Raw genomic sequence first — 1,441 nt, 5'->3', positions numbered from 1 at the left:
CCGCTATCACGTCCTCGAATCCGGCCGGGTCACCTCGCACGGCGACGGGGGAGTGACGGCGGAGCGGGAGGTACGGGCGGCTCTCGCGGTCTGATCCGGGACGGGTCCGATTTACATTGACGGCGGTCTTTACTAAGATCGTGGCTGGGAGTCGCCAAGCGCTGCTGGGCAGCAGTGCCGTCCACCTGGTGGGCGGCTTGAATCGATCGGCGTCACCTTCTCCGGGGTGGGCACCCAGCGAGGGCCACTGGGCGTCGGCGCATCCACTGGAGCATCATGAAAATCTCACGGACAGCACGCCGTCTGGGACTGGCCGCGGCCGCAGTTCTCGTCGCCTCGTTCACGATGGTCGTGGTCAACCAGGCCGGTCCGGCCTCGGCGCACGGATCGGTCACCAACCCGCCGTCACGCAACTACGGATGTTACGAGCGCTGGGGTTCCGACCACCTCAACCCCACGATGGCCCAGACCGACCCGATGTGCTGGCAGGCGTGGCAGGCCAACCCGAACACCATGTGGAACTGGAACGGCCTGTACCGCGAGAACGTCGGCGGCAACCACCAGGCCGCCGTGCCGGACGGGCAGCTGTGCAGCGGCGGTCGCACCCAGAACGGCCTGTACGCCTCGCTCGACGCGGTCGGCGCGTGGACCGCGAAGTCGATGCCGAACAACTTCACGCTGACGCTGACCGACGGCGCCAAACACGGTGCCGACTACATGTTGATCTACATCACCAAGCAGGGTTTCGACCCGACCACCCAGCCCCTCACCTGGAACAGCCTCGAACTGGTGCTGCGCACCGGCAGCTACCCGACCACCGGGCTCTACGAGGCGCAGGTGAACGCGGGCAACCGCACCGGGCGGCACGTCGTCTACACCATCTGGCAGGCGTCCCACCTCGACCAGCCGTACTACCTCTGCAGTGACGTGATCTTCGGCGGCGGCAACAACCCGCCGCCGACGACCCCGCCGCCGACCACGGCGCCGCCCACCACGGCGCCGCCCACCACGGCGCCGCCCACCACGGCGCCGCCCACCACGCCGCCGCCGGCCGGCAACGGCGCCTGCACCGCCACCTACCGCAAGACCAGCGAGTGGTCCGGTGGCTTCGGCGCCGATGTCACCGTCCAGGCCGGCAACGCCGCCATCTCCGGTTGGACTGTGGCGTGGACCTGGCCCAACGGCCAGAGCATCACCAACGCCTGGAACGCGACGGTCACCTCCAGCGGCTCGTCGGTCGCCGCGTCGAACGTCGCCTACAACGGTTCCCTGAGCGCCAACGCCAGCACCAGCTTCGGCTTCAACGCCTCCTGGAACGGCACCAACTCCGCACCCACCCTCACCTGCACCGCCCGGTAACAGCGTCTGCGGTGGGGTGGCCCGGCACGCGCAACCCCACCGCCGGCAGGGCCCCGCGCCAGCATACCGAACAGCGACGAGG

1 protein-coding gene is annotated in these 1,441 nt (G+C 69.3%); it reads left to right on the top strand.

The annotated features are described in order from the left end of the window. The first annotated feature begins 276 nt into the window (after positions 1-276). Positions 277-1,359 carry a lytic polysaccharide monooxygenase gene (locus KBX39_RS31100; RefSeq protein ID WP_210873976.1) on the top strand — a complete coding sequence of 361 codons (1,083 nt, stop codon included), beginning with the start codon at positions 277-279 and terminating at the stop codon, positions 1,357-1,359. Positions 1,360-1,441: the final 82 nt, after the last annotated feature.

The sequence above is a fragment of the Micromonospora sp. D75 genome (assembly GCF_018070405.1).
GTDB classification, from domain to species: domain Bacteria; phylum Actinomycetota; class Actinomycetes; order Mycobacteriales; family Micromonosporaceae; genus Micromonospora; species Micromonospora chalcea.
The sequence above is the reverse complement of the archived record's forward strand: the minus strand, read 5'-3'. Positions and strand labels throughout refer to the sequence as shown.

Coding starts and splice junctions, on each gene's coding strand:
- KBX39_RS31100 (WP_210873976.1), top strand. CDS start 277: ATGAAAATCTCACGGACAGCACGCCGTCTGGGACTGGCCGCGGCCGCA.